The 26,608-nt window shown below is 43.9% G+C and carries 17 protein-coding genes; 1 reads left to right on the top strand and 16 read right to left on the bottom strand.

What is annotated here, in order from left to right:
- Positions 1–2 precede the first annotated feature (2 nt).
- From RHM67_RS13395 to RHM67_RS13345, 11 genes are all read right to left on the bottom strand, one after another.
- The gene (locus RHM67_RS13395; RefSeq protein WP_322227284.1) at positions 3–5,621 is read right to left on the bottom strand and encodes an alpha-2-macroglobulin family protein; all 5,619 of its coding nucleotides are present in this window, start codon (positions 5,619–5,621) and stop codon (positions 3–5) included.
- Between the two features lie 433 nt (positions 5,622–6,054).
- A complete protein-coding gene (locus RHM67_RS13390) occupies positions 6,055–8,682 on the bottom strand; it encodes an amino acid adenylation domain-containing protein (protein WP_322227282.1) in 2,628 nt (875 codons plus the stop codon).
- Positions 8,683–8,797: 115 nt separating this feature from the next.
- Complete coding sequence (locus RHM67_RS13385; protein ID WP_322227281.1) at positions 8,798–9,985, bottom strand: glycosyltransferase family 2 protein; 1,188 nt, start codon at positions 9,983–9,985, stop codon at positions 8,798–8,800.
- Between the two features lie 16 nt (positions 9,986–10,001).
- On the bottom strand, positions 10,002–11,345 hold the full coding sequence (locus RHM67_RS13380; protein ID WP_322227280.1) for an oligosaccharide flippase family protein: 1,344 nt from the start codon (positions 11,343–11,345) through the stop codon (positions 10,002–10,004).
- A 14-nt stretch (positions 11,346–11,359) separates the two neighbouring features.
- Complete coding sequence (locus tag RHM67_RS13375; RefSeq protein ID WP_322227279.1) at positions 11,360–11,974, bottom strand: acyltransferase; 615 nt, start codon at positions 11,972–11,974, stop codon at positions 11,360–11,362.
- Between the two features lie 11 nt (positions 11,975–11,985).
- Complete coding sequence (locus RHM67_RS13370) at positions 11,986–13,488, bottom strand: O-antigen ligase family protein (RefSeq protein ID WP_322227278.1); 1,503 nt, start codon at positions 13,486–13,488, stop codon at positions 11,986–11,988.
- Between the two features lie 14 nt (positions 13,489–13,502).
- Complete coding sequence (locus RHM67_RS13365; RefSeq protein WP_322227277.1) at positions 13,503–13,640, bottom strand: hypothetical protein; 138 nt, start codon at positions 13,638–13,640, stop codon at positions 13,503–13,505.
- Positions 13,641–13,690: 50 nt separating this feature from the next.
- The gene (locus RHM67_RS13360) at positions 13,691–15,841 is read right to left on the bottom strand and encodes an exopolysaccharide transport family protein (RefSeq protein ID WP_322227276.1); all 2,151 of its coding nucleotides are present in this window, start codon (positions 15,839–15,841) and stop codon (positions 13,691–13,693) included.
- A 3-nt stretch (positions 15,842–15,844) separates the two neighbouring features.
- Positions 15,845–16,513, bottom strand: a complete 669-nt coding sequence (locus tag RHM67_RS13355) for a TolC family protein (RefSeq protein WP_322227275.1) — start codon at positions 16,511–16,513, stop codon at positions 15,845–15,847.
- A 17-nt stretch (positions 16,514–16,530) separates the two neighbouring features.
- The gene (locus RHM67_RS13350) at positions 16,531–17,622 is read right to left on the bottom strand and encodes a sugar transferase (RefSeq protein WP_322227274.1); all 1,092 of its coding nucleotides are present in this window, start codon (positions 17,620–17,622) and stop codon (positions 16,531–16,533) included.
- The gene (locus tag RHM67_RS13345) at positions 17,600–17,989 is read right to left on the bottom strand and encodes a response regulator (protein ID WP_322227272.1); all 390 of its coding nucleotides are present in this window, start codon (positions 17,987–17,989) and stop codon (positions 17,600–17,602) included. The genes RHM67_RS13350 and RHM67_RS13345 overlap by 23 nt, the downstream gene beginning before the upstream one ends.
- A gap of 294 nt (positions 17,990–18,283) precedes the next feature.
- Between RHM67_RS13345 and RHM67_RS13340 the strand changes: the two genes are divergently transcribed.
- Positions 18,284–19,777 (top strand): gluconokinase, encoded by a 1,494-nt coding sequence (locus tag RHM67_RS13340; RefSeq protein ID WP_322227271.1) that lies wholly within the window; start codon positions 18,284–18,286, stop codon positions 19,775–19,777.
- On the opposite strand, the gene RHM67_RS13335 is transcribed toward RHM67_RS13340, so the two are convergent.
- The 5 genes from RHM67_RS13335 to proB all read right to left on the bottom strand — a co-directional run bounded on the left by RHM67_RS13335 (position 19,774) and on the right by proB (position 26,499).
- A complete protein-coding gene (locus tag RHM67_RS13335; RefSeq protein ID WP_322227269.1) occupies positions 19,774–20,178 on the bottom strand; it encodes a hypothetical protein in 405 nt (134 codons plus the stop codon). The genes RHM67_RS13340 and RHM67_RS13335 overlap by 4 nt on opposite strands.
- Positions 20,179–20,266: 88 nt before the next feature.
- Positions 20,267–22,666: a type I DNA topoisomerase gene (gene topA, locus RHM67_RS13330; RefSeq protein ID WP_322227268.1), complete on the bottom strand. Its 2,400-nt coding sequence runs from the start codon at positions 22,664–22,666 to the stop codon at positions 20,267–20,269.
- 244 nt (positions 22,667–22,910) lie between these two features.
- The gene (mnmA, locus tag RHM67_RS13325) at positions 22,911–23,999 is read right to left on the bottom strand and encodes a tRNA 2-thiouridine(34) synthase MnmA (protein ID WP_322227267.1); all 1,089 of its coding nucleotides are present in this window, start codon (positions 23,997–23,999) and stop codon (positions 22,911–22,913) included.
- Between the two features lie 171 nt (positions 24,000–24,170).
- Positions 24,171–25,418 carry a glutamate-5-semialdehyde dehydrogenase gene (locus tag RHM67_RS13320; RefSeq protein ID WP_322227266.1) on the bottom strand — a complete coding sequence of 416 codons (1,248 nt, stop codon included), beginning with the start codon at positions 25,416–25,418 and terminating at the stop codon, positions 24,171–24,173.
- A gap of 1 nt (position 25,419) precedes the next feature.
- The gene (gene proB / locus RHM67_RS13315) at positions 25,420–26,499 is read right to left on the bottom strand and encodes a glutamate 5-kinase (protein WP_322227264.1); all 1,080 of its coding nucleotides are present in this window, start codon (positions 26,497–26,499) and stop codon (positions 25,420–25,422) included.
- Positions 26,500–26,608: the final 109 nt, after the last annotated feature.

Genomic DNA, 26,608 nt, shown 5'->3' with positions numbered 1-26,608 from the left:
TTTTATTTCACTACCTCAACCCATTGCCCTTTTATTAACGCGTTTATATCATGGTTATACATCGCCTCGCAATAGGCGGCCGGCAGGTAGTATTTACCTTCATAGGCAGCGTTCAGCATTACATAATAGGTTACCTCTTTGCCCTCTACTAAGCTGAAATACGTATTCACCCTATCATCGCGGATGTCGCGGTAATCGGATGGGGAAGACTTAAACGCTTCATCATTATTCAGCATGCGGCTGTTCAAAATTTCCCATCCCGACGGGAAGATCTGTGTCAGCGCCAAATTATCATAACGGCCACGTTTGCCCGGGTTTTTGATGGTTACCTGCGCTACAAAATCGCTGCCTTGTTTAAGCGAAGTTGGATCAATGGTTTTGCCACCAAGGGTAAAGTAGGCTACACGCATTTGCATTACGTCGGGGTTAACGTAAGTTTTAACGTCCTGCCCGGATGAAGGCTGGCCTTGCTGGATCAGTCGGACATATAGTTTATTCGTGCCCGTATTCTTCATGGTAACCTTACCGCCGTTAGCCGCCAGTTCCTGCTGCCACAAATATGAAGCAGCATTGATATTGCCCTTTGCAGCACCCGCATTGTAATTGAAAGACAATTTCGCTCCGCTTTTATTTATACCGCAATACTCTGCTATCGAGATGAGCGAGTAGGCGGTAGTTTGCGTGCTGTACCAGCTGTCCTGCGATAGTTTGGCTGCTACCTGTCTCACCATAGCAGATGCTTTTTGCTGCTGATTAAGCTGCGTAAGGGTTTCTAATATCATGGCCTCGTCGCGCAGGTCAGATCCATAAGTACCATACATACTGCTGTAAGGTTTGATGGTTGTTGGCAAACCTGCTATCATGCGTAAACCGATCTCGGGCTGACCTGCCAGTTTGTACGCTGCTGCCAATCGCCAGCGAGCTTCCACGCTGATGTATTGGTATTCGCGCAAGCGGTTCATAGCGCCTAACTCAGGTGAGCCTGATAGGGCCAATAAGTATAAGCGGTATGCCTGCACCAAATCGGTATAATAGTAATAACCATGAATATTGGTACGCGGATCCGGCGACCAGTTTACGGCTTTTTGTTTCTGGTATTTTTTCCACTCATCAATAAAACCCGATGGCAGGCTATAGCCTTTAGCTTGTGCGGCTAATAAGAAGTGCCCGGCATAGTTGGTTCCCCATTCGTCGGCATTGCCACCATCAGGCCAGTAACTAAGCCCGCCGCCTTGTACCCTAAACCCATTCAGGCGGTTTATGGCAAGTTTAATGTTGCGTTCACTTTCGGCCTTTTGCCTTGGTGTAAGATCAAGCAGCTGACCCAAATATAATTGAGGGAACGCTGCCGATATAGTTTGCTCCACACATCCATGCGGGTAGGCGATCAGGTAACCCAATCGCTTAGCCAGGTTTAAGGGCGGAATGCCGGATACTTCAAGAGATGCTTTGTTGGTACCGTTTATGCCGATAGCATTGTAGGCGGTTGCATAGGTTTCTCCCGGTTTTAGTTCTTTCTCAAATACGCGGGTTACCGGCGGATTAGGGTTGCGTACATTCAGCTCCACATCATAAGCCGCGGTTTCATTACCCGCCTTGGCGATGATCTTCACCTTGCCGACGCCCACAAAATCTTTCACATTCAGGTCGAATGTTACCAGCTGATCGCCCGGTTTGGCAAATTTTACAATCTTAACATTATTGCCACCCAAATTGCTGAACGCGTTTGATTGCACCTGTACACTTACAGATTTGATGTTGTTCTCCATCGCGAAAACGGTAACCGGTAACTGTACACTTTCTGACGGGCCAAGTACGCGCGGCAGGGTAGCCAGTATCATCAGCGGCTTTTTAACAGCTACGGCTTTTTCGGCCGTACCGTAAGCGCCGTTGTGGCCGGCAATAACCATCGCCTTAACCGAACCTACGTATTGCGGCAGGGTAAATTGATGCGTTTGTTTATCGCCGCTACCCAAATGGAACGGCCCCAGAAATTTCACCACCGGTTTAAAACGGTTAACCGTAACATTCTTATTTGTACCATTTGTACCATCACCACCAATACTTAGGATGCGTTCCAGCCCGCCGCCGAAAGCGCCGATCACGTAGTCGAACAAGTCCCATGTTTTTACGCCCAATGCTTCGCGAGCGTAGAATGATTCATGTGGATCTGGTGTTTTATAGTTGGTGATATCCAGTAATCCTTCATCTACAATGGCAATGGTATAGGTCATTTCTTTGCCCGATGCTTCAGATACCGTTATGGCAGAAGTTGTTTCCGGCCTGATCTTATCCGGCATGCTGATGACCGGTTTCAGGATCGTTTCCGGGTTGTCGACGTTTAGCGGGATAGCGCCATACATACGGATTGGCAGATCGTTAACGGTTTGGGCATGGCGTTGCAATAGCGTAACATTTACAAAAACGTTTGGCGCCATGGTTTCATCTACATTAAAGCTATAGCGGGTTTCGCCTTTTTTGGTATCGATCCAAGTCGTTTTTAAAACTTTACTGCCGTTCTCAAAACTGATCAAGGCACGGCCATCACCACCTGTAGGGATGGTTAGGGTTGCTTCTTCACCAACTTTGTAATTGGTTTTGTTGGATGTAAATGAAAGCATTGCCGCTTCGGTAGGGTCGGTATTTTGTAACCGTTCCGACCAATTTGGCCAATCGGCATAAATTATTTTACCTGTACTGTGACCGGTTTGCGGGTCTTTAATACGGATGAGGTAACGGCCCCAGTCTGCCTGGTTAATTTTCAGGTTCCATTTGCCTTTACCGTTCTGTAATTGTACGGTTTCGGTTTTAATAAGTTTGTTGTAACGGTCCTGCGTAAAGTTGCTTAGTTCGTTACCGGTCTCATCCCACCACCAGCGCCATTGTATTTTGTAAAGTTCCAGCTCAACACTACGGCTGCCTGCAAAGCCATGGCCTTTGGTGTCAACATCAGCAATCTCTATCACGTGGGTTTTATCGGTCACCAGCATGCCGCTCATGTCGCTGCCCTTTGGTGTTTTGATGCCCACATAACCTTCGTAAACATTGTATGGCATACTTGCCTGCTGTAAACTAAAGTTGCCGCCCGGCTCAAATACTTTTACCACAAAATTAGCGCGTAATTGCCCCGGCGCTTGCTTTTCTACATTAATGTTGGTTTTAACAGATGCCACGCCATTTTCGTTCAGCTTACCTTCAAAAACGGTTTGTGTTTGGGTGTTGAAGGCGAGGGTAGGGTCATCAAAATTATAATCTTCGTAACCCTTAAAGCTGGTTGTTTGTGATGACAGGAAAGCATCAACCTTGGCATTTAAATTTTGCGCTATACCACCAAAGAGCCATTGTGCGCTTAATGTGCCGTTAGCACCGCTGCCTTTGGTCAGTTCAGTAGCCCCGCCAAAATCAAGTTTTAATTTGAGGCGATTCGGCATAATGGTTTCCACCTTTATCTTCTTTTCGAAAGTTGCGCCACCCACTTTTATTCGTGCGTTCCAGTTACCTGTCGGGGAAGATGTTTCCGTAGCAACGTGGAAGCTATAGAAACCATCCACAGAACTTGTGCGGGTAAGCTTTCGGTACAGTTGCCCGTTAGGATTGTACAATTCAAATTCAACCGGGTGATCTGCCGGCAGGGTTTTCAGTTTATCTTCCAGAATAAATGTCGTAAAGATAGAATCGCCGGGACGCCATACGCCACGTTCGCCATAAAGGAAACCTTTTAAACCATTCTGCACTTGCTCGCCGCCTACATTAAAGCGGGAGAGGGGAAGGGAACTGCCGTCATCCAGTTTCAAATAACCACGTTCTTTGCCTTGTTTGGCTACCAATAAGTATGGTTTCCGTTTCATGCTGAAAGTAGCCATCCCGTTACCGTCAGATTTGGTCTTAAAGATCACCTGTTTTTGGTAATCCAGTAATTCCAGTTCAACGCCGCTCATGGGCTCGGCACTCAGGATGTTAGTGACTGCGATGGTCATGATGTTATCGTTGCCGCGTTTTGCTATCAGCCCAATGTTTGAAGCGATAATATTACGCGTGGCCCAGCGCTGCTTGCTAAAGTACGATTCGGTACATGGGTTGTTGCGTTCCTGCCAGTTGTAGCCTTCGGGATAATAGTTGTCATAACGCTGCCAAAATGCATCGTCCTCGTCGTTTATTTTACTTAGGTTATCACCGGCATATTCACCGCCTTCATTGTTGTATTCATCGTCACCACTTTTGGCGACAAGTTTGCCTGCGCTGCAGTTGTACAGCGAGTAATCTTTTCTGAACCCTATAATAACGCGGTAAATAGCGCCCGGCTCGGCACGCATCAGCTGGTCAACATCCAGCATAAAGCGGTTCTTTTTGGTAAGGTTGAGGCCTTTATCGGTATCTAAACGGATAGTTTTCTGTACGATGGGTTTACCTACGTGGCGCAATTCGTAACCACCGTCAAAGCCATTATTCTGGAAATATTGCGGAATATTATTTTCATAAATTTTGATGATGGTAACGTCAACGGCGTTAAGATTAACCGCTTCGAAAGGCATCATCAGTTTACCCGAATCTGGCAGGATCACGCCTTTGCCGGGGATGGTAACAGCCGGTTCGCGGTTCTCAAAAAATACGTTGGCTGTAAAGGCTGTTTTTATTTTGCGGTGGTAAATATCCTGCACACCTTCATTTACAAAAACGCTGAAGTTGCCTTGCATCCGCTCAGGAGCGTAAACTTTTACAATACTACCGTCGATAGTGTAGGCAAGGTCGGATGAATTGTTAATGCCGATCAACCCACTCAATTCCTGTCCAACCATAATAGGGTCCGAGAATTGGACGGACACATACTGGTCGTTATCCTGTACGGCTTTTATATCTAGTACTTTAAACTCACCAAGGGCAGGCACGCGAAACTCCTGGTTGCCTTTTTTATCAATGTCCAATTTATCGCCATCCCAATTTACGGTAAGCGGTTTAGCCGTAGTGGTACGGGTTATTTTGGTGATGGTAAATTGATGAGATTTAGCTACCGAATTATGCTGCCAGCTTATTTTTACAGGACTAGCATAATTTACGTCAAGCAGTTTTTCTACCGCCGACTGGTCTTCCCCATCAGCGGTCTGGATATTCCCTATCAGCTTCATGTTTTGGCCTGATGTGGCGCTCTCGCTTTGCAGGCCGGCGAACGTTATACTAAAATCTGGCTTAATGGTTTGGAAACCGAACTTAAAGTGCTCGAAATCGCCGTCTACTTTGATGATCTTACCGAGGTTAAAATTGGCGGTATATTTTTTGTCGATATTCATTGCCGCTGCCGGGCGGAATTCGATGGTGCGGTCGTCTATCCAGTAAGCTTTGCCTTTTACAGATGGCGAAAAATCGAAAATGCCGTCTTTCAGTTCCTCGTTTTGCGCGTGCGAAACCTGTACTTCGCCGGCCAGTTTGATGCGAATGGTGCTTTGTTTGGAGATAACCCCCGTGGTGTACGATTCGATATATTTGCTGAACGCGGCATCAACCTTTAGCTGCTTGTTGCGCTGGTGTTGGCGTGCAAAAAAAATGACTAAAGCAATTAATATTAATGATACAGATACGATGATCTGTCCCCTTCGTGAACGGAAAAGGTTGGCAAAGTAATTCATAGACAGGCTGGTAAATTGCTATGAATTTATAAAAATTTTGGCAGATTAGCATATCCGGGAAAATATATTTGCTCACGTTATTGCGCCTTGAATTTGTAATGGGTAACGATAGTGAAGCATATAACCGTGTACCAATTCTTCGTTAGGTGTGGTAGTGAGCAATATCAATCGTTAGTGGATGTCACGTTTTTCGTAATCTGTTTAATTTTATTTTGGCACTCAAGAGGGCTTAGCCGTTCTTTTCTCTCAAAAGAAGGTAACCAAAGAAAAGCGCGACTTGGTAACTCCCTGTTTAAGTTAGTGCTTTATCAGTTACAGTGCTACCTGTGTGTTATGCTATGCCGCATTTTGAGGTAATCGTTCCGTTCAACGGGCTCATAATCCTGCAACTAATTGTATGGCAAAGAAAATCCATTTAATCCTTCAAATCCCCTTAATCCCGGTTAGCTTTATCCAAACATTCCTGCAAAACCTTGGCGAATTGCTTATCATTTGGTGGGGCGAAGACGGTATTGTGTTCGCCGGGAATGTCGTGAACGTTTACTCCTTTTAGGGCGAATGGTTTCCAGCCTAAAAATTTAAAATCATTCATGTAAAAGGTTTTCTTTTTGGCCCGGAAAAGCTCAATGGTTACATCTACCGGCTCTAAAAGGTAATTCTTTTGCGCGGTAAGGCTCCTGTCGTGGATATCATCAGTGTAGGCTGAAAATCCTTCTTTTTTCTTAATTTTGTCGGGGAAGATCTTCTTGAAGATCTTTTGGACCCGGCGTCCAACCTCGCGGCTTTTATATTCAACGGTGCGTTTTGGGTCTTGTAAAAATAGTACAGGGGTATAAGCCACCTGTTTGATAAACAGCCAGCCGTTATCAATGGCACGCCTTAACGGCGAGTGGAATTTTTGGGTTTGATCCGCGTAGGTATCAAACATGGCCAGCATCTTCAATTCTTTACCCATAGCCAGCATTTGCTTGGCCATCTCATAGGCTATCAATCCGCCTAAAGAGTATCCCGCGACTGCATAAGGGCCAACCGGGTCATGGTTGATGATCTCTTCCACATAATTGGCAGCGATCTCTTCCATCACATCAAGCGGTTCATCAACGCCATTTAAACCTTTTGCCTGTAGGCCGTAAACAGGTTGCTCATCGTCCATATTCATGGCAAGCGCGTTGAATAAAAGCACATTTAAGCCTGCACCATGTACTATGTACAGCGGCATTTTGTTGCCTTGTGGCTTTATCGGGACTAACGAATCCCAGGTAATAGCCTCGGCATCGATCTCTAAACGGGCGGCCAGTTTTTCAACGGTCGAATATTCAAATAAGGTAGCCAGGGGTAAGCGTTTGCCGGTTTCATGCTCTAAACGGGCCATTATTTTAACGGCAATTAGCGAGCGGCCACCTAACTGGAAGAAATTATCGAAGATGCTTATTTTGTTAAGCCCCATTAGTTCTTCCCAAATATCAGTAACCAGTTTTTCGTTACTGGTACGCGGGGCAACATATTTATCGGAACGGTTTATATGGCTGTAATCTGGCTTTGGCAGGGCTTTGCGGTCTATTTTACCATTTGGTGTAGATGGGATAACATCCATCAGCACATAATCATCGGGCATCATATACTCAGGTAATACGGCAAGCAAGGCATCGTCCCATTTATTAAGGATGCTTTTTTCGGGGATGCCGGTTTGGCCCGATTCTAAAACTATGTAAGCCACCAAGCGGGGGATACCCGGGGTGTCTTCGCGGGCAACAACAATGGCTTGTTTAATGCCTTCCTGTTTTCCAAGGTTGTGTTCTATTTCGCCAAGCTCAATACGGTAACCACGAACCTTCACCTGGTGGTCTATCCGGCCAAGATATAGGATGTCGCCATCGGGTTTTAGTTTGGCCAAATCACCGGTGCGGTAAATGCTTTCACCGGGCGAAAAGGGGTTGTTTATAAAGCGTTCCGCGGTCAATTCGGGGCGGTTTAAATAGCCCCATGCTACGCCCACGCCACCAATAAAGATCTCGCCAATTTCGCCATTGGTAAGATTGTTCTTTTTCTCATCAAGGATGTAGATCTGCGTATTATTAACAGGCCAGCCAATGGTAATATCATTAGGGTCGGTAACGTGTTTGATTACGGAGTAGATGGTAGTTTCAGTAGGGCCATAAAGGTTCCAAAGTTCTTTACAAAGCGGGATCAGCTTTTCGGCCAGGTCCTTCGCTAATGCTTCGCCACCACAAAATACTTTCAATGGTAGTGGTTCCGTCCAGCCAACCTCCAGCATCATGCGCCAGGTATAAGGAGTGGCCTGCAGAATGGTAACGCCTTCGTTGCGAACGATATCCAGTAAAGCACGACCATCCTTTGCAGTAATAGAATCGGCCATGATGATCTGCGCGCCGCTACATAAAGGCAGGTAAATATCTATACCTGCAATATCAAACGAAATGGTTGCAACAGCCAATGTGATGTCTTTTGATGTGATGCCCGGTGTTTTTTGGAAACTGTACATCAGGTTCACCAAACTATGATGCGCTATTTGCACTCCCTTTGGCTTACCAGTAGAGCCTGATGTGTACAGCACGTAAGCCAGGTTTTGGCCGGTAACAGCTACTGTTGGATTTTCAACCGGATGGTTTTTTGATGCGGACAGTGCCTCTTCAATTAAAACCTCGGTGGTGTTTGATGCGAAGTGGCCTTTGTGTTTTGTGGATGTAATTAATATAGTTGCTGCTGAGTCATCGAGCATAAACTCGATGCGGTCTTTCGGGTACTCAGGATCAAGCGGTACGTATGCAACGCCGCTTTTTAATACGGCTAAAAGTGCAATAACCAATTCGGTTGAACGGTCAAGCGCAATACCGATGATGTCGCCGATTTTAACGCCTTTATTAATTAGTTCCTGAGCCAGCTGGTTGGCAGTATTATTAAGTTGGGTATAGGTAAGCGAGGTATCATGAAACCTTAACGCAACGTTATCCGGATGCTTTGCAGCACTATCCTCGATAAGGCTGTGAAGCGGCTTCTCTTTTGGGTAATCTACTGTTGTATTATTCAATACTACTTCCATATTTATTAAAACCCCGGAACTGAATTTATAAATCTATTAGTTAAAATTAACGCATCGGGCAGCAAATTTCCCGTTTTTATACTGCTATTTCCGCAACCCGTGTACACTTACGTAATTAATTTGTGCCCGGATTATGCGGGGTGTGAATAAATTTCTTGTTCGCACCCTTTAATTTGAACAGCAAGGCCAGCATCGCGAAAAATATCAACGGTATTTTAAGCACCGCGCCAAGCAATTTACTGTTAAAGAACTGACCAGGTACTGCAACTAATATACCAATGTAACACAAAGCTGTTGCGGTAAGCCACATTTGCCAGTTTGGGCCGATACCCGGCGTTAATAACGATACCAATAGCATGAACGGCATTAACCCCAACATTAATATGCGGGGCAGGATGGCGGTTTGATATATCTCATTAAAGTAGTCGAAATTGCCACGGGCGAATAGTTCCGTAAAGCCTGTTAGTCCATAAGTTTTAAGCAAGTTAAACTGGGCAGATAACCAGCGGCGGCGTTGTTTTTTGAACACCTCGGGGTTGCTTACTTTTTCATCGTAAACAAAGGCCTTGTCGGCATAAGCAACGTGGATCTTTTGGCGGGTAAGCACAAGGCCCATTTCTTTATCAAAACCACCAACGGCATCAATTTGCGCCATGGTTTCCTTAAATAATTTATACTCCAGCACCATACCAGAGCCTATAATGGCTGCCGATAATTTGAACACCTGCTGCGCCTTGCGGAAGATATGGTTGTTGATCTCTTCGCTAATGGCATCCAATATGGCAACAGGGGTTTCAGTATTTTTTGCTACGCGATGGCCTTGTATAACGCGGTTACCATTGTGCAGGTAATTGTTTATCTGGTGCAGGTAGTCGGGTGCGGCAACGTTGTCTATATCGAATACTACGGCGGCATCAAAGTCCTCGTGCGTGGCAGCTATGGCCGCGTGCAGAGCTTTAGATTTGGTACTGCTTTCGAACACAACCTCGACTACTTGTAAAGGCATCGTTTTTAGCTGGTCGATGGTTTCAGGTTGCATCGAATCGGCAATAACGCAAACGTGGAATTTATCTTTTGGGTAATCGATAGTCAAGGCCTGCGCAGCTGAACTCAGGATAATAGCATCTTCTTTATAAGCGCAAATATAAATAACGAATTTGCTGAATGATGTAGCGGCAGGAGGGGTTCGCTGTTTGACCAGTTTCCCTAAAACCGAAAATACAAACAAGTACATACTGTAAACACCCAGGTAAATAAATATGAGTGTAAAAATTAGCGAAAGAATAAATGCGATGATACCCATGCTGTTTTAATGATAATTAAACTTCTGCCTTTTCTGTTTTAGTTTTTTCCAGTAAATGGCTCACAATGCTTTTTAATTCGGCATAACCTAAACTGAATATATCCCTAATGGTGAAATGTAAATATTTTTTTAACGCCCAGTAACCAAATATCGCCCCCGATAAGAAAGTAAATAGTGATGCGATAGCAACGGCATAAAGGCTATGGAATATAAAAATACCCACAAAATCGCCAACTACGTTTACAATAAGCATTAAGATAACTTTCAGCATATTTAAATGTGGTTTATTGATGATATCCAGTGTGATCCCAAAAAACCTGTCAATAGGCATCAGCATAACATAACACATAAACAGGCGGAAGATGTTTACAGCTTCGGTGTCTCGATATTGCTTACCAAATAATATGTCTATTACAAAGCCTCCTAATAAAAAAGCAATAACAGAAACCGGAATAAGAATAACCGTAAGCATACCTGCGTAACGTTTCATAATTCTGGCTACCTCAACTTCACTGCCTTTGTGTACCGCCGCAGATAACTCGGGCATCGCGGTAGCAACACCTGCACGCATAGGTATCTCAAAGATCTCCATTAAACGTTGCGGGATGTAGTAAACCGCCAGCAACGCCGGGTTAAACATTATTTTAATAATGAATGTATCTGAGCTGCGTAATAAGTACGAACTGATAGATGTCCCCACGCTAAATTTTCCAAAGTGGGCAAGTTTGCTTACGGTTTCTTTGGTTCGATATTTTAGGGTACGGATCTTGGACCAACCATTAAAGATGGTGAACAATGATGTTACTGCGCTACCCGCGAAATAGGCGTAAACCGCTGTTTGGAATGATAGCTTATGCAGGAAAATTAGTGTGAGTATCAGCACAAGGAACAGCCCTTGGTTAATTACCTGTAAGATGAGCATGCGGCCAAACTTTTCTTCGGCCTGTAAAATGTACGAGGCAATGGCGGCAGGGAGTGTTGTCATATAAATAATGCCAAACCATTGTATGGTGGTTTCGGCATCTATACTTTTGCTCCGATAAACAAGGTAAACTATGGCATCAATCGCTACAAAAATACCCGCCTGCATCAAGCCCACGTACCAGGCCGAGCCTGCTACTTCAAAACCCTTTTTTTTGCTGGTACCCGCGTAAAATTTAATGAGGGAGGTTTGTACAAAGCCATTCCTGAAAGTATCTGCCAGTAAGATGGTGATTAGCAGGAATATGTAATTACCAAAATCGGCCGCAGGTAGGTTATGCGCCATTAACGAGAGCACAAGCATTCCTATAACAGGCATGGCCGCACTTGTCGCTAAAGATATGGTATGCTTATTTACAAGTTTTTTTAAGTTGGGCATATTGCTTTATACGGCTAAACACGGTCCCAAGTAGCAGTTTCAAAATTATATTTTTTTATAACTTTTGCCGGGTTGCCCACAGCCACACAATATTCGGGTATATCCTTGGTAACCACACTGCCCGCGCCTATTACCGAGTGCTTACCAATAGTTACGCCGGCGGTAATAACGCTGTTGGCGCCTATCCAAACATCGTCGCAAACTGTAATTTGTTTGGTGACCACTTTTTGAAGGCGGGTTGACACTGTAACATCCTCAAAACCATGGTTAAGCCCCGATAGTACGATGTGCTGAGCCAAAGTAACGTAATTGCCTAAAGTTACCGGGCCTATTAAAATATTGCTAAGGCCGATGCCGGTATGTTCGCCAATAATGATATCGCCAACACCGTTGTTTATTACGGCAAAATCTTCTATAACGCTGTATGCGCCAAGCTTAAAATGGTTAAAAGGAAAAATATCCAATCGGGAATAAAAACTAACTATCGATCTTTTACCACGCGTATGAATAAACGGGTTAACAAACCATTTTACCCACAACCTTGGCGCAGAACGCCTCGATTGCACGATCATCCAATGTACAAAACTTTTTAAACGTGGGTTTGATTTTACTACTGTTAGTAACGACATCTATAATATTTTCAGGCGCTTAATTCGGCGCGTTGTTTATCTGCTTGTTCTTTCTGCTCCTGCTTGTCTATCCGTAAGATAACGCTTAGTAATGCACATGCAAGATAAAATAAAATGTTTGACGGGTATTGCACTAATGCCTGCTGCGGATAATTACCAATATTAAATACAAATATGATCAATATCATGGCCAAACAGTAAATTTTAAGTTCGGGATTTTTGATGAGATAATAATTATTGATCCCCGTTTTTAAGATCACAAACATCAGAAAGCAAAAAAGTATCAAACCCACATAACCCATCTCTACCGCGACGCGCACGTAACCACTATCGGGCGGGAACTTTGCCAGGAACGAGTTTGGCGCAAAACGCCTTCCCCAGATCCCCACCGACCCTAAACCGCCCCCAATAGGGTGAGAAAGTATATACGGTTTAATGCGCTTCTGGTTTTCGGCACGTACGTTAAACGAGGCATCGTCTGATGGTTTAAAGGCCGTTTGAAAACGTTTGATGAACTGGTTGGAAGTGGGCATAAATATCAGCCCCAACAATACTACAGCCGCGCCCACAACAAACATCAATATCTTTTTATTAAAGTTGATAACAGCAAGCATTGCCAAAGCGGCCGGGGGCAACACGAATGCGCCACGAGTACCCGAGTACAGCATCACCAAAAAGAAGAATGGAATGGCGCAGGCAAGCAGCACCTTCTTGTACATTTTTATTTTGGTGAAGATGATGCACATACACAAAACTGCCGCAACCACCATATTGTACGAGAACGTAACCGGGTCCGGGAAGATAGCAACCTTACGCAGGTGGCCGTTAATGTAAAGGAAACTCAAACGTAACGGGTCTGAATAATACCAGGCCTTCTCGAACGGGAAAAGGCCGAAATTCTCCTGTTGAAAACCTGAGATAGCCGACAGGAATGCAAGCCACAACCACAGCTTCACCAGGAATTTAATTTGCGCCATGGTACGCACCTGGTACACAAAAATAAAGTACATCAGCATAATAAACCCAACGGTACGCACGGTATACACCCAAGCCAGTATTGATGGTGAAGCAGGATTAAGCACTTCTATAAAGTTGTACGCCAGCCAGGCCAGTATGAGGTAACTGATTGGGTTTTTAAAGTACGACCAATCCTTATCGTATTTAAATTTAAGCAGGAAGCCGAAGATAAGCAGGTAAGTGATGGCATCAAGCAGTATGCCGGTAGGGGTATCGGGTGGTAAAAACTCTGATACGTAATTTAGGAAGAACGATACCACCATAAGCATCGCAATACCAAATATGGGATAGGCCACAATCCCCAATACCACAGGTATGCCTATAAATACAGCTAACAAAGCACCGGCAGCCAATATGCCGAACATGGAAATGGCTACAGCTATAACAATTGCCACAGGCAACAATATCAGAATAAGCTTTAACGTAGATACCTGGCCCGACAATAGCTTGCGGGAAAAGTTTAAGATAAAGTTATTTTGTGCCTGGTTATGAAGCATTTTGATGCTTTTGGTTAGAAGAATAAAATTTTAGCAGCCCAAACAAACACACTAACAAAAGCAAATGCTATGGCTGCCTTGCGCGATTTTTGTTCGAGAGGGGTAAGGTCTTCAAAAACGTCGCCCTTTTTTTCTGTCGATTTTTTTCTCATTAGTAAAATGAATTAAAGGTTTACAGGGGCAAGTTTTGCCGGGTTTATTATTAAAACCTGTCCTTTATAGGGTCGGTTTTATTTAACACCCAGCCGGCAAATTTACCATTCAGGTTACGAAGGTAATTTACATCATCTTTTTGCCATTTGGCAATACCTTTATTAGCCCCGTATACAGCTACTACTTTGTTGGCAAACAACAACCATTCTTTTGATTTATTAAGTGATGACAGCGGCGGCGTCTCGATAATGATAATATCATACTTCATCTTCAACTCGTTAAACTTGCTACGGATGAAGTTTTCGTCGCTAATTTCAAGCAGGGTAACATCGCCGCCATTGTTGCCCATTACATTGGTGGTATTGCTAAAGCTTTCGTAATTATCGGGGTTGTTCTTAAAGTAATCTTCCAGGTATACCCGCGGACTAACCGTAGTGCTGATGGTTGGGTTATCAAAGTTACCATCAATCAATAATACCTTTTTATTGATCATGGAGTAAGAGTAAGCCAGACTGATAGCCAAAACCGTTTTACCCTCGTGGTTGGCAAGGCTGGTTACGCCTAATACTTTTTCGCCGCGCAGTTCCTGATCAACCTCAAAACGAATAGAGCGGATAAGTTCTTTAAATAAGCGCATTTTATCGCGGTGCTCCACATCCCAAAGTTTCTTTAGATCAAGCGAACCCATTACGGTATTCAGGTGGCCCAATAGCGGCAGGTTGGTGCTTTTAACAAGGTCGCCCGGCTCTTTAATGGTATCATCCATAAAGAAGATCCCGAATAAGATGATCACACAGAATGCGAATGCAATAACACCACTCAGGATGATAAGCAACATTTTTTTAGATGGCTCGGCAGCATCCGGAGTGGCAGATTCTGCAAGGCGCAACCTTATAGAGAAGGTAGACCGTAGGTTGGTTTGGTTATACTTATTCAGTACGTCCAGGTATTCCTTACTGGCTATATCAATATCAAAATTGTAGGTTTTTACCGTAGCATCAAACGGTACAAGGCGATTAAACCTTGTGTTAAGCTCGTTTACCGCTTGATTTATAGATTGTATGCTGTATTTAGCCAGATCACGGGTTACTTCAAGCGTAAGCTTTTGTTTAACAAGATCGTCCTTTGCAGTTAAAGGGTTTACAATGTATTTATCCGACGTTTGGTTTATTTGGGCTGAAAGCTTGTTAGATAACGAATCGATACCTAGTTTAAGTTTAGGGTTAAAGCCGCTACGCACATATCTGTCAGTAAGTATATGAAGCTGATCTTGCGAGTTTAATACATCCTGGTTATACTTGCTTATGGTAGCTTCTATGTATTGGCGATCGCCGGGCTTAAACCTGTTGTTTATCTTTTGGATAGCACCGTTGTAAGAGGCTACATCTTTTTCGGCCTGCTGTTTACGGTCGTTATAAACAATGATCTGGTCGAAAAGTGATTTTGACTGCTCCTCGAGGTTCAGAATGCCGTTTTTGATCTTATAATCCTTTAGTTCGGCCGTTTTTTTGTTTAACGTGTCGCGTTTTTCATCCAGCAATTTGGCCAGGTAATTAACCGCGTCCGTTTCGTTTTTTCTAACGGTGTTGGTATAATAATCTATAAATTGTGTACATAGCAAATTTACAATAAATGCCGATAACTGAGGATTATCAGATTCATAGCTTACTGTTATAAAGTCGCTATCCTCGGCACGTACCATATTGAGGTCCTTACGTAAAGATCGCTCATCATACTTCATCGAACGCAGTAGTTCATTCAAACCTTCTTCATCCTTATTGTAGTAGGATAAGGGCTGCATGGTTTTAAACTTATTGGTGAACAGTTCTACAGCATGTGCACGCGCAGCAGGGTTCATGCTGTTAAATAACTTGCTATGCGGTTTAAAAGGTACGCTATCAGTAAAATCGTGGATGATAAGTTTGTAAGATACCTGGTTAATGAGGGTTTTAAGTTTCATTATCTCTATCAGGTTGCTAAACTCGTGGGCTATCGATTGCTCTTTAGTAGCGCCGGTAGGGTCAGCATCAAGCAGGTGGCGCGATTGATCTACAATACCCGTGGCTATTTGCGCCGTTGATACGTATTTATCTGCCAGGTTTTTGACCAGGAAATAAGAGACGATGATTGTAACCAGCGGAATAATGATCAGCAGGTTCTTGTGCTTCCATAAAAGTTTAAAAAAGTTCCCTAACTCCATGCCCTATTTAACCTCTTCTAATTTAACACCCAAAATTTCTTCAAGATTGGCTTTAGCCGTTAGCATTAACAGTTCGCTTTGTACTTTGAATGAATTTTGATTGTATAAACTTGTTAAAGATTCGTTATAATCATGAAAGGTGGTCTCACCTTTCTGAAACGTGTATTTTAATTGTTTAACTGCAATTTCGCCATCGGTAACCGCCCTTGAACGGTTGCGAAGATCTGCCTGTGCTTCAAGATATTGGAAGTAAAGGCGTTTTACTGTAGCCTCAACAGTTAGGTTATAGGTTTGCTGCTGGTACACGGCGATGTTTACATTCTCCTTTGCCACACGTGTAGCAAAAGGTTTAGATAACAACTGGCCAATATTCACCGAAATACCTATCTGGTAACCATTGAAAAATGTTGGGTTTACAACATTCAATGAATTTTTTGGACTATAAATGTACGATGCTGTTATCGCATCCAGCCATAATACCTTTGATTGTGTAAGGCTTGCCTTGGCAGCGGCTATTTGTGCCTGGCGTACTTTTACCTCGGGGTAGTTCTTTTTTGCGGTGGCAATAAGCTTATCAAGGTATGGGTAGTTTATCTCATTAACAAAGCTTTCCTGTGCGTGCAGAGCAACTGTGCTGAGTAAGAGGAGTATTAATATTTGTAGTTTTTTCAAGGTAGTGTTGATGTTTATTAAACTTTCTCTTTTTGGAACAAGGCAGGCACCGTGCCTACAATGATCTTTAAATCGAGCCATAACGAGTACTTTTGAGCGTAAAAATTATCAAGTTTTTTACGCTCCCGCTCACTCATATCTTCTTTTCCGCGTTTGCTTATCTGCCACAAACCTGTTAAACCTGCAGGGCCTAAAAAGCGCATCGACCATTCGTTTGATGTTAGCATCTCGGCTTCGTAAACTGGTAAAGGCCTGTTACCCACTACCGACATATCGCCCCTGATAATGTTAAACAACTGTGGCAATTCATCTAAACTACTACTTCTTAAGAAACTACCCAATTTGGTTATGCGCGGGTCGTTCTTGATTTTTACGAACGCCGATTTTGATGCACCTTCTTCTTCTGCTGCATACTGGTTATCTGTAACAGCCATTTGCGCTAAAAGTTGGTCGGCATCAGTACGCATACTGCGAAATTTATAAAAATCGAAGATCTTATAGCCGGTACCCACACGTTTGCTCTTATAAAATACGGGCCCTTTCGAATCGAGCTTTATCGCGATAGCAACGGCTGCCATAACCGGGATAAGGCAAACGAACATGCCGCCCGCCATGGCAAGGTCAAGAAAGCGCTTGCCAAATGGCATCTTATAGGTGGTATCAACTTTTATAGATAACTCTTGCAAGCGTGGTTTTATCAGCTTAAACTTTACCAGGAAGTTTAGGCGTTCGCGAAGGTCTGATGTAGCGAAAGGGTAGGTGTAAAAATCATGCAGTTTCATTTGCATCGCTTTTTGCACCAATTTTTTATCCTTACGGGTAGATAGCATTACGATGATCAAACCGTTCATCAAAAAGTTTTGACGAAGGCGGTTAACCAGTTCAAAGCATTGCTCGTCCTTATCAACCTCTACCAAAATAATATCGGGGATGGTTAATATAGATTGGTCGCCCATGTAATTCTCAAGATCCTGGAGGGTGTCGTTAAAAGCAATCGAAAAGTTTGCCAGGTCATTAGCAATCAAGTCCTTTAATTCCAAACCGGCGTATGCAATCCTGATCTGGGAATGAGAATTTTCGTTCCAATCAGTTGCTGTCTTGTTCGTCATAAACTTTTAGGGCTTGATTAATAGCGGTTTTTAGGCTGGTAGGGTTAAAGGGCTTGTGCATGTAAGCATCAACCTTAAATGGCATGTTGGCAACCTGCTCGTCAAGGTCATGGGCTGCCGAAAGCATAATAACAGGAATATCGCGGTAAAAACCGCTTATTTTAACATTTTTCAGGAAAGATTGTCCGTCAAAATATGGCATCTGCAGATCAGAAATTATGAGTTTGGGCATGTTGCCATCTTCCAACCAGCTAAAGGCTTCAATACCGTTGTTTTTAACAACAATATCGTAATCTTTAGACAATATAAAGTTGAGCAATTTTAAAATACTCAAATCGTCATCAACAATCAGTAAAGTTTTTTTCATGCCGATTAATCGTGGTTTCGGTTATAAATATGACATTTTAATATTAAAATACACTAAAAAATATCATGCCAATTATACCCCTTGCAGTTGTAAAACGGATCAAATATTTATATAACAGCTAACTACGTTGATTTTATTGAATCAGATTTTTATTTAAAAGTAGGGTAAAAAAATTGATACCGAATTAATTTCCCCAATTCGGGTAGTATTTGTTGACAAATACTGCCAATGTGGATTAATTTTCCAATATCTTCCGTTATGTTTACGCACCAGTTTTAAATAGGTTTCAAGGTTATGCAAAAATATTTTGTTGGGATAGATTTAGGCACAGGTAGTAGCAAAGCAGTAGCTATGGATGCCCTTGGTAACACACTTGCTACTGCCCAAAGTTACTACCCAACAAGCAACCCACAACCCGGCTACAGCGAGCAAAACCCCGACCTCATCTGGCGAGCTTTTATCAATTGCATCAGCAAAATAACCACCAACTTAAACGCGCCGCCTGCCGCTGTAAGTTTTAGTAGTGCTATGCACAGCATTATGCCTGTTGATGAGCAGGGAAATGCCCTGACCGATGCCATGCTATGGTCTGATGCGCGTAGTGGGGACATAGCGCAAAAGATACGGGACAGTGCTGATGGTGAGGACTTGTATAAGCATACTGGTACAGCTATTTACGCCATGTCGCCATTGTGCAAATTGATGTGGTTACGCGAAAATGACAAAGAATTTTTTAACAAGGCTTTTAAGTTTATATCCATAAAAGAATACGTTTGGTTCAAATTATTTGATGTTTTTGAAGTAGATTACTCCATAGCATCCGCCATGGGGATGTTTGATGTGCTGCAATTGAAATGGTACGATAAAGCCCTTGATTTGGCCGGCATCAGTTCTGCTAAACTATCAACGCCTGTTAATACAGATCATAAACGATATGTTGCTACCGTAGATATTCTCCCGGGCATCGATACTCAGACCGCGTTTATTATCGGCGCCAGCGATGGTTGCTGTGCAAACCTTGGTGGCAATGCCGTTAGGCCCGGGATAGGGGCGTTAACTATTGGTACCAGCGGTGCGGTTAGGGTGGGTAGCAAGGCCCCGGTTTATAATTACGAGGCGATGACCTTTAATTACCTGCTTAACGCCGATACCTTCATCTGCGGTGGTGCGGTCAACAACGGAGGGGGGGCGGTAGACTGGCTACTGAAAGATTTCCTGAAACTGGAGCATGTATCTGATGAGAACTATAAATACCTTTTCAAAACTATCGATACTGTAAAGCCCGGCAGCGAGGGGCTGGTCTTTTTACCCTACCTGTATGGCGAACGTGCACCTGTTTGGGATGCCAAAAGCTCGGGGGCGTTCATAAATATTAACTTTAAGCATCAGCAGCAACACTTTTTAAGGGCTGCCTTAGAAGGTGTCTGCTTAGCACTGAATGATGTGCTTGACGCGGTTGAAAACCCGGAAGAGCCCATTAAAGAGATCGTGATAGGTGGTGGATTTATCACATCGGCAACCTGGGTGCAGATACTGGCAGATATTACCGGTAAAAAACTAGTGCTGCTACAAGGCGGAGATTCATCATCCGTAGGGGCGATTTATTTAGCGATGGAGGCTTTGGGGATTGACATAAACCCTGTTATAAATAAAGAGGCGCAGGATAGGGTAGAGATTGAACCTAACGCAGAAGCGCATGCTATCTACAGTAAGATCTTCCCGATATATAAAAAGCTGTACAGCGACTTAAAATCATCCGTACATCAACTGCACGATCTGAATAATTAAAGGATCATTACTCCTGGTTTGTTCACCACTGGTAATTTAATAAAGTTATCATCTACAATACTTTCCGGCAAAAAGATGAACTTTTTGTCGAAGATCTCGCGGCCGATATAATAGCTTAACCAGTACTCATTGTTTAGTCCAAAAGTCTGTTCGTCTATCGGTTCGATAAGTTTAAAAGAGTTGGCTTCTACAAGTGTGAACGAATGGCGGAGTACAGAAGTTTTAACCAGTTCGCCATCCTTTTCGCCATAACCTTTCGAGGTTATTAGCACATTCTCTAACGGCACCTTTTTAAGATTAATAAGGTACACATACCAGATCTTACTTTCAGGATTTTCGCCTTCAAGGGCAACAGCAACCGCTATATCTTTTACCACGTTAGGAGGAAGATCTTTTATCATTTTGTATTATGGTGAGTGGTTGATTAAGTGAGTTGTGAATAGTTCTTAAATATCTAACCACTTTCCACTCACTCAATCAACCAATTACTTATTTTTTCTTAGCTACAGCTTTTTTCTTGGCCGGTGCTTTTTTAGCCGCGGGCTTAGCAGCCGGCGCAGCTTTACCGAAACGCCCCTTTTTAGCCTCCTTAGGCATGGCATCGGCCAAAGCCTTGCACTGCTCATAGGTAAGCGTGGTTGGGTCGGTAATGTCTTTAGGTATTTTAACGTTTAGTTTGCCAAATTCAATATATGGGCCCCAACGCCCATTCAAAACTTTTACGGTTTCATCCTCAGGGAACGACTTAATCAACCTTTCGGCATCTTTTTTACGTTTGGCTTCTATCAGTTCAATAGCCTGCTCTTCGGTAACGTCAAGCGGGTCGATTTCTTTCGGTACCGATACAAACGCGCTGTTATGGCTAATGTACGGGCCAAAACGGCCTATAGCTACCTTCATCACTTTGCCTTCGTAATCGCCCAGTATCTTTGGTAACTTGAAAAGTTCAAGCGCTTCTTCGAGGCTGATGGTTTCTATACTTTGACCTGTGCGCAAGCTCGCGTACAAAGGTTTTTCTTCACTCTCGTCGCTTGGGTTTTCGCCAACCTGCACAAACGGGCCGTAACGGCCAATCCGTACCGACATTTTTTTGCCACTCTCGGGGTGTACGCCTAATTCGCGTTCGCCGGTGGCTTTATCTGCCGTTTCAATGGTGTTTTGTACATCCTTGTGGAACGGGTCATAAAACGTACGGATCATTTTTGTCCAGTCCTGTAATCCCTGGGCAATCTCATCAAATTGTTTCTCAACACCGGCGGTAAAGTTAAAATCAACAATACCTTTAAAATGTTGTACCAAAAAGTCGTTCACTACTGCGCCAATATCGGTAGGGAACAGTTTATTACGCTCGGCACCGGTATTTTCCGTTTTAGTTTCCTTACTGATGTTATCGCCTTTAAGCGTCAACACACGGAAGTTACGCTGACGGCCTTCACGTTCTTCCTTAACTACGTAACCGCGGTTTTGTATGGTAGATATGGTAGGGGCGTAGGTCGACGGTCGGCCTATACCTAATTCTTCTAATTTTTTCACCAAACTTGCCTCGGTGTAACGTGCAGGGGGGCGCGAATATCTTTCGGTAGCCGATAGTTCCTGCAGATCCAGTTTCTGGCCTTTGGTTAGTGGTGGCAATATGGCGTTCTCGCCATCTGCTGTTTGGTTGTCTTCGTCTTCGTCGCTGCTTTCCAGGTAAACTTTCAGGAATCCATCAAACTTCATTACTTCACCATTAGCAACCAGGTCTTCGTTCCTGGTTGAGATACTGATCTTGGCAACGGTTTTTTCAAACTGTGCTTCGCTCATTTGCGATGCTATGGCACGTTTCCAGATCAGCTCATATAGGCGCTTCTCGTTACTTTCACCGTCAATAGTATGGTTATTAAAGTACGTAGGGCGGATGGCCTCGTGAGCCTCCTGTGCGCTGGCGTTCTTAGTTTTATATTTACGGTGCTGATGGTATTTATCACCATAAGCAGATGTGATCTCCTGTTGCGCGGCGTTCAAAGCGGTATCGCTCAGGTTTACTGAATCGGTACGCATATAGGTAATGTAACCAGATTCGTATAAACGTTGTGCAACCTGCATCGTACGCGCCACAGAATAACCCAACTTACGGCTGGCTTCCTGTTGTAGGGTAGATGTAGTGAATGGCGCGGCAGGTGAACGTTTGGTTGGCCTGGTCTCTAAAGATTTAATCTCGAAGATGGCCTGGATACAATCCTGTAAAAACTTCTCTGCATTTTCCTGCTTGGTAAAACGCTCGGGCAGTTCAGCTTTAAAAGCATCACGGCCTTTACCAAATAGGGCTACAATTTTAAAAGCGGCCTCGGCAGTAAATTTATTTACCTCGCGTTCGCGGTCAACAATCAACCTTACGGCTACCGACTGTACACGGCCGGCGGAAAGTGACGGTTTAACCTTTTTCCATAACACGGGCGAAAGCTCAAAACCTACCAAACGGTCTAAAACGCGGCGAGCTTGTTGGGCATTTACCAGGTTATAATCTATTTTACGAGGATTTTCAATGGCCTTCATAATAGCCGGTTTTGTGATCTCATGGAAAACAATACGGCGGGTATCGGGCTCTTTTAATCCTAAAGTTTCAAACAAATGCCATGATATGGCCTCTCCCTCGCGGTCCTCATCGGACGCGAGCCATACAATGTCTGCCTCTTTAGCTAATTTCTTTAATTCGCTCACTATCTGCTTCTTATCGGCAGGTACTTCGTATCGCTGACTGAAGTTGTTGTTGATATCAATGGCATCTTCAGACTTCACTAGGTCGCGGATATGGCCGTAACTTGATTTTACGGTAAAGTCCTTGCCCAGGTAACCTTCAATGGTTTTGGCTTTCGCCGGTGATTCAACTATGAGTAAATTTTTAGCCATTTAAGCGGGTGTTTTTTTGCAAAGAAAACATAAAATGCGTTAGAAACGCAAATTTGTTTTTTTGTGATGGAATTATTGTAGTAAATAAAGTAGTGGTGAAAATGTTTTAATGTGGACTATCTGCTATTTAAAAAATACCCGTCATTGCGAGGTACGAAGCAATCTCTACATAGGCAGAGCCGCTCTGTAGAGCAAAGAGATTGCTTCGTACCTCGCAATGACAAAGCAATCTTTTACAATAATTCTATATCAAAAACCCTCCGCCCAACAAGTCGTTGCCTTCATAAAATACTGCCGACTGGCCCGGCGCGATGCCCGATACCATGTGGTCGAAAGATACTTTCATGTGGTCGCCAATTTGTACGATCTTGCTTTCGGTACCTGTATCCTTGTAACGGATCTTGGTAACGGCATCGATAGGTTCTTTTATGCTTTCGTATTTAACCAGGTTAAGGTTACGTACCCAAGCTTCTTTCTTTTCCAGTTCTTCTATGGTACCCAAAACAACCGTATTAGTTTCCGGCTGAATTTTAGTCACGAACATCGGCACACCCAAAGCAATACCCAGGCCTTTACGCTGGCCTATGGTATAATAAGGATACCCCAAGTGTTTACCAACAACAGTTCCGTTAGTTAAAATAAAATTACCTGGGCCAACACGCACGTCGAGGTCTTCAACTTTATGACGCAGGAATGCGCGGTAATCATTATCCGGCACAAAGCAGATTTCGTAGCTTTCGCTTTTGCCTGCCAGTTCCAGCTGGCCCATATCAACGGCCATCTGTCTGATCTCCGGCTTAGAGAAACTGCCCAAAGGGAATTTGGTACGCGCAAGGTTTTGCTGCGACACGCCCCAAAGCACGTATGATTGGTCTTTATTTTCGTCTTTACCTTTTGATATTACGTAACGGCCGTTATCCTGCTCGCGGATGTTGGCATAGTGGCCTGTTGCTATAAATTCACAATCCAGTTTATCGGCACGTTTTAAAAGGGCTTCCCATTTAATGTGGGTGTTGCACAGCACGCATGGGTTAGGGGTACGGCCGGCAAGGTATTCGTCAACAAAGTTATCGATCACAAAATCGCCAAACTCGTTGCGGATATCCAATATGTAATGCGGGAAACCATAGCCAACGGCCAAGGCACGCGCATCATTGATGCTATCTAGACTGCAGCAGCCGGTTTCTTTAGAGCTGCCACCGCTTGCGGCGTAGTCCCAGGTTTTCATGGTAAGGCCAATAACTTCGTAGCCCTGTTCATGCAGCATCACTGCCGCTACAGAACTATCAACGCCACCACTCATTGCCACTAAGATCCTACCGTGCTTACTCATATTGGCTGCAAAGATATGGTTTTACCCTTTATGGTGTTTATAGCTTGGGTCAGGGGAGGGTAAAATGAGTTGGGGATGGAATATCGAATGATGAATGATGAACGTCGAATGATGAAGTAAGAAATGCCAGGCACTTCGATATTCTATATTTGAAATTCAGTGTTCGATATTTTACCCCTTCCTCACCTGCCCATTCCCTTTAATAATCCATTTATAACTCGTTAGCTCTTCCAGCCCCATTGGGCCGCGGGCGTGGAGCTTTTGGGTACTGATGCCAATTTCTGCACCGAGGCCAAACTGGGCGCCATCGGTAAAGGCGGTGGAAGCGTTTACATACACCGCGGCGGCATCAACACGGTTCAGGAAAGTTTCGATATTCAGTTCATCCTCAGATATAATGGCCTCGCTGTGTTTAGAGCTGTTAATAGCGATATGTTCCAAAGCCTGCTGGAGGTTACTAACAGTTTTGATAGCCATCTTCATCGACAAAAATTCTGTACCAAAATGCTCGGGTTTGGCTTCTTCCAAAAGTTCGGCAGGGTAAAGGCCATTCAATACCTCGAAGGCTTTTTTATCGGCATAAAGCTGCACCTGCTTGGCGGCAAGTGGCTCGGTGATGTGTACCAGGTCGCCAAGGCGTTTGCTGTTGATGATGAGGCAATCCAGCGCATTGCAGACACTTACACGGCGAGTTTTGGCATTATCAATAATGGCGATGGCTTTCTCCAGGTCGCCGGTTTCATCGAAGTAGGTGTGTACAATGCCTGCGCCGGTTTCTATCACGGGCACTTTGCTGCTTTCGCGTACGTAATTTATCAGGCTTTGGCTGCCTCTTGGGATCAATACATCTACATAACCAACCGCGTTTAGCAAAGCTTCGGTGGCTTCGCGTTCTACAGGTAGCAGGGTAGCGAAATTATTATCGATTTGATGTGCCGATAAAACCCCGTGGATCACTTTCATAATGGCCCGGTTAGAGTTATCTGCGTCGCTGCCACCTTTTAAAATGCTGATGTTGCCGGTTTTAAAACATAAGGCAAATACATCAAACGTAACATTTGGCCGTGCTTCGTAAATTACACCCACCACACCAAGCGGTACGCGCACCTTTTTTATCTGCAAGCCATTCGGCAGGGTTTTATCAGACAATACTTTTCCTAACGGACTATCCAATCCCGCAATGTTCTCGATGTCGTCTGCAATAGCTTTTATCCTGTCGGCGGTAAGGGTAAGGCGGTCGTATTTTGAGTCGGCGCTGTCCATGCGGGCCAGGTCTTTTTGGTTTTCCTGGAGCAGGTAATCCGTTTGGTCGATAGCCGCTTTGGCAACATCAAGCAATACCTTATTTATTACATCAGGGGCCATGGCGGCATTTCTGCCGGCAATCAGCGCGTTCTCGAAGTAGTGTTTGTAGCTCATGTTATCCCTGCAAATAAAGGTAATCGTAATGTACCAGTGCTTTTTGGTTCTTTTGGCCTATTAATTCACGGGCTTTTTCAGAGCCGTACTCGGCAAGGCCAAGGCCTATGGTTTTATTGTGTTCGTCTACTATCTTGATGATCTCGCCCTTTTTAAAATCTGATACAATACTAATAATGCCCACCGGCAATAGGCTTGATGCCTTGTTAGATACCAGTACCGTTTTGGCACCCTCGTTCACCTGTACCACACCGGTGGCGGCAGTTTCTGAATAGGCTATCCATTTCTTTTTGCCCGATGCTTTTTTGGTAGGGGTAAAGCGGGTATGGATGGTTTTATTAGCAAGTACATCCGTTAGGATATTTTCTTTAGTGCCGTTGGCGATGTGTACTGCAATACCCAGCTTAGCTGTTTTTTGCGCGATAGTGGATTTGGTGATCATCCCCCCACGGCCAAATTGCGACCGGCCCGAACTTACGAAAGATGCAAAATCTAATCCTGCGTCGCTTACTTCCTCAATTACCGATGAAGTTTCCAGTTTTGGGTCGCCGGTGTAGATGCCATCCACATTGCTTAAAACTATTAAAGCCTGCGCGTTCAGCATAGATGCTATCAACCCCGCCAGTTCATCATTATCGGTAAACATCAGTTCGGTAACCGATACCACATCATTCTCGTTTATTACGGGGATAACCTGGTGCTGCAGCAAAATCTCCAAACAGTTGCGCATGTTCAAATAATGAAGCCTGTCTCGGAAATCTTCTTTAGTAACCAATACCTGCGAACAAAGGATGTCGAACTTCTCGAATAGGTTAGAATACGTATTGATCAATTTTACCTGCCCTATGGATGCCAGCAACTGGCGGATAGCCACCGCGTCGGATTTTTCGGAAACTGAGATCAAACTCCTGCCGGATGCTACCGCGCCGGATGATACCAATATTACCTCTATTCCCTGCCTTTTAATAGCCGCAATCTGGTCAACCAAATGTGCAATACGTTCCACATCGGGGAGGCCGTCGGCACGGGTTATAACGTTTGAACCTATTTTGACAATAACGCGGCGGTAGTTGAATGACATTTAATGTATAGCAGTTTGGTCGACAATAATACGATTTTCTTGTGTAAATGGCGGCTTTTAAGCCGTTTATCTAAATATTATTTACAAAATAGCACGAATTTTTTTGGAC

The sequence above is a fragment of the Mucilaginibacter sp. 5C4 genome, from assembly GCF_034345625.1.
Lineage (GTDB): Bacteria > Bacteroidota > Bacteroidia > Sphingobacteriales > Sphingobacteriaceae > Mucilaginibacter > Mucilaginibacter aurantiaciroseus.
Note: the sequence above shows the minus strand (reverse complement) of the source record. Positions and strands in the feature narration are given on the sequence as shown.